We start from the raw sequence: 3,513 nt of genomic DNA on the forward strand, positions 1-3,513 counted from the left end.
GGCAGCCAACAAATACAAGGAGCTTCCGCCTGTCGGGATGGCCGCAATAATGGCTACCACGCCAAATATAACGTTAAGTTAACTAGACCGCCGTTCGCAATTGCAGTGACAATCCAATTCCTCTTTCATGATCTCGCCATCGGCCGGCATGTCCAGATACAATTCTTCCAGCTATTCTTCCGTCAGCAGTTCCATGAAATCCGCTTCGACCTTCTACAGATCTACTATTTTGCTCTGGCTCCCTACCCGGTTTCCATTCAGCACCACTCATTGGTCCACATTCGTTTGCAAGCACCAGCCTTGTTTAGATAATGGGTTCATTCCGCACTGGGTGGGGTCTGTTCCCTCCCCACCATCCATATTAAAGAACGAAAAAGACCACAACGCGGGCGGTTAGCTCGTATTGTGGCTTGGTTAATATGGTTATTGATACACCTCAAAAATCTAGACAAGCCTTTACTTTTCTTCTTCACTATCTTTTAAAAAATCCTCCTCTTCATATGGATAATTCAATAGTGCTAGATTTTCTTTTGTCAGATACCATGTCCGATAATCTAAATTACTATTAATAATTAAACGCCCTTTAATTCTTTTCAATAGTGGATATGAGGTATGATCTTCAATAACTAAATCCAAATTGTTCATTCGCAATATTTTACCAATTAACTCCAACATTTTTAACCAACCAATATCAAAAGTGCTCGTTATAAATTGAATACTAATAAGAACATTTGTAGTCACACCATACGCTTCAAAATTCATTTCTCGAAAACGCTCCAAATATTCATCTTCATTATCTAAATCAATACTCATTGAAAAATAAGTGCAACCAATACTCACTTCTCGATTATCAGACCTATCTCGTACTTCTGCCTCATAGTCAATTAATTCTACAAATAATACTTCACATATCATATCATAAAGCAACTTTCTCAAGGATTCTCTAGGTAAATCAAAACCAATAGATAACCTGAAATCCATATTACTCATACCTCCAGTACGCTCTAGTTACTTGACGATCCTCAATAATTAATAGTTCATCTAAATATTTCAAGTCCTTATGTGTCTGACTTATTAAATGATCAATAAGCTCCGTTCTTTTCTCAACAGGATAATCATTTAAATTTAACACTATTCTTCTAGCTTGCTTTGTAGTTGTTTCTCTGAGCATGTCAAGAGTATTTTTTAGAATAATTGAATCAGGAGAATAACAATCAAATACTTGTCCCTCTATAATAAAATCTGGACTTTTTTTAGGATCAATACCATAGCCATTTCCACCAAAACCATTTCCGTTTGGAAGCTCATCAAGCATTATAGTACGATATCCTTGTTCTGCAAGTACATCAGCAGTTTCATTTTGTCTTTCTAAGCCTCTATCACCTTTTGGTGGGATCTTGGCATAATTTCCTTCTGGCTTTCCTCCTTTAGGCAGTGACGGCTTAGTGATTACAGCATTGGGTCTAATTTTAGGTGTATAAGGAATATACTTATCACCATATAGCTTGTACTCAGAACTAGTTTTCCAGTCCACATTCTTATCGCCATATTTTGAACGGAAATACTCATCCCATTCTGCTCCTGTTCGAGGTATCTGTGCAGAATCATTACCCATCCCCTCATCCAACTTCTTCGCTAAATCATCCTTGCCTGCTTCCATTTCACTCAAAAAACGCTGTTGCTGACTATTGGGCGGAATTGGCTTTTTCGGCTTCGTGAAGTAGACGCCAGCTGGTCCTTCCGTTGCAAGTTCGGGGCCAAAACGAGTATTTCGCATCCGCTCTATCGAATCAGATACATAATCCGTGATATCGTCTACGCTTTTGTTCAGACAATCTTTAGTCTGCTCATTCTATGCCGTCCATGTCTCGTCCACTCGGCGATCATCATTTGCGGATCGATGATCAATACTTGAAACGTGTATCTCAGTAAGTAACTTTTTTAAAAATTTCCCTACCTTCGTCCTAACCCTCTAATAGTGGCAAATTCTTTATGGAACTCATTGAAGAAGTCCAAGTACACGTCTATAAAGTGAACGACAATACGGCCGATGGATACAGTAACTCCCTTCATGTGCCACCTTTCCCGAATTTTTTGATGAATTTTGGGTTTTATTAGGGACAGGTGACTACCCTTATACGTTCCCTGTCTGTTCTATGTTAACTGGCCGTCACCAGAGTTATTTTCTTCAAAGTAACAATCGCTGAAAGGTTCAGTTAAGTTACGGACGATATGAAAAAAGTTTCGTTTTATCCGCCCCTATTCTTAATATCGGTGGTATCTATCCTGAAAGATGCGATTATATGCTACTTCATTTTCTCTATCGGGGGGGGGGGCATTCTAAAGTTTTGAGTAAATTAAAAAAAACTGCGAGAAAACGAAGCTAACAAAAAACAGGTCAATCATGGCGGTATCTGACCATAATCGACCTGTTCGATGCAATACTATTACGTTAAATAGGGTATAAAATTAAAGCTTCATGTGCGTACAAGGAAAATGAAGAAATCTGTGTACGGGTATTACATGGGTTAAGTCTGTAATTGTTTGAATGATGGGCTCATTCCGTACTGGGTGGCCCCACCGAAATAAAACTTTCTATCCTTTATCCTCCTTAATATCATTATCAATTAAGTCATTCAGGATTAGAGTTGCCTTTTTTATCCTCTCTATATCTATGTCCATTAAATTTTTTAAAGTTTCATGATACGCATATAAAGAGTCAGAGGTATTAAAGATTGATAGTGTTGCCATAGCAAAATGTCCAATTCCAATTCCCTCTGCAAAAGCATAACGTTCACCCATATATTGAGTTAAATTTTGAAGCTTAGCAATAACTAACGAATTATTAATTTTTAGTTTCACCAATTGAATAATAGTGTTGCTGATAATATACATTTGTTTCGAATCCAAACAATCAATTAACTCTTGTACTGATAATTCATTTTGCTTTATTTGGCGAATTTTTTCATCTAATTCATTTTTGCTAATTATCTTAATCACCCCATGGATTATAAATTTTGGATTTTTCTTTTTCTAAATTTTTTAGTAAATGCTCAACTATATCATTTCTTCCTAGCTCTTTTGCCATATCAATTTCTATTTGATAGGCATTTACCTCCCATCGATAAGCTTCATCATAATCAGTTAATTTTACTCTCCAACCTTCCCAACCACTTGCTTTGTCATCAAGAAAATGTTGATATTCATGTTTCAAGGCACTAAAAGATGCATCAGGATCTATTGATATAGTACCTGGATTTCCTCTTGTGCCATTTGGTCCATATCCCATGGTGGTTGAATCAGTTGTGTAGTTAATTTTTCCACCTTGAGATTCTACATCTTTTAGTATATCATTCCATTCTGTTGGGTTTGAAATTCTACCAGAACCACTAACATCTCTCATTGGGTCATCAGGAAATTTAAACTTAGTAGCATCACCCGTCCCCTCATCCAACTTCTTCGCTAAATCATCCTTGCCTGCTTCCATTTCACTCCAAAAACGCTGCTGCTGGC

The 3,513-nt window shown here is 37.3% G+C and carries 4 protein-coding genes and 1 pseudogene; 1 reads left to right on the forward strand and 4 read right to left on the reverse strand.

Annotation, left to right across the window (positions count from 1 at the left end):
• The coding region (locus tag RSX24_RS32045) for a hypothetical protein (RefSeq protein WP_343262888.1) at positions 1-312 on the forward strand (312 nt) is incomplete at its 5' end.
• Positions 313-456: 144 nt separating this feature from the next.
• On the opposite strand, the gene RSX24_RS32050 is transcribed toward RSX24_RS32045, so the two are convergent.
• The 4 genes and pseudogenes from RSX24_RS32050 to RSX24_RS32065 form a co-directional block, all read right to left on the reverse strand.
• Positions 457-981, reverse strand: a complete 525-nt coding sequence (locus RSX24_RS32050; RefSeq protein ID WP_343262889.1) for a hypothetical protein — start codon at positions 979-981, stop codon at positions 457-459.
• Between the two features lies 1 nt (position 982).
• On the reverse strand, positions 983-1,777 hold the full coding sequence (locus RSX24_RS32055; protein WP_343262890.1) for a CdiA C-terminal domain-containing protein: 795 nt from the start codon (positions 1,775-1,777) through the stop codon (positions 983-985).
• An 818-nt stretch (positions 1,778-2,595) separates the two neighbouring features.
• Complete coding sequence (locus RSX24_RS32060) at positions 2,596-3,000, reverse strand: hypothetical protein (protein WP_343262891.1); 405 nt, start codon at positions 2,998-3,000, stop codon at positions 2,596-2,598.
• Positions 2,993-3,513, reverse strand: a pseudogene (locus RSX24_RS32065) (hypothetical protein); the annotation flags it as partial. The gene RSX24_RS32060 and the pseudogene RSX24_RS32065, both read right to left, overlap by 8 nt.

The sequence above is a fragment of the Paenibacillus hubeiensis genome (assembly GCF_032334105.1).
In the GTDB taxonomy this organism is placed as follows: Bacteria; Bacillota; Bacilli; order Paenibacillales; family Paenibacillaceae; genus Paenibacillus; species Paenibacillus hubeiensis.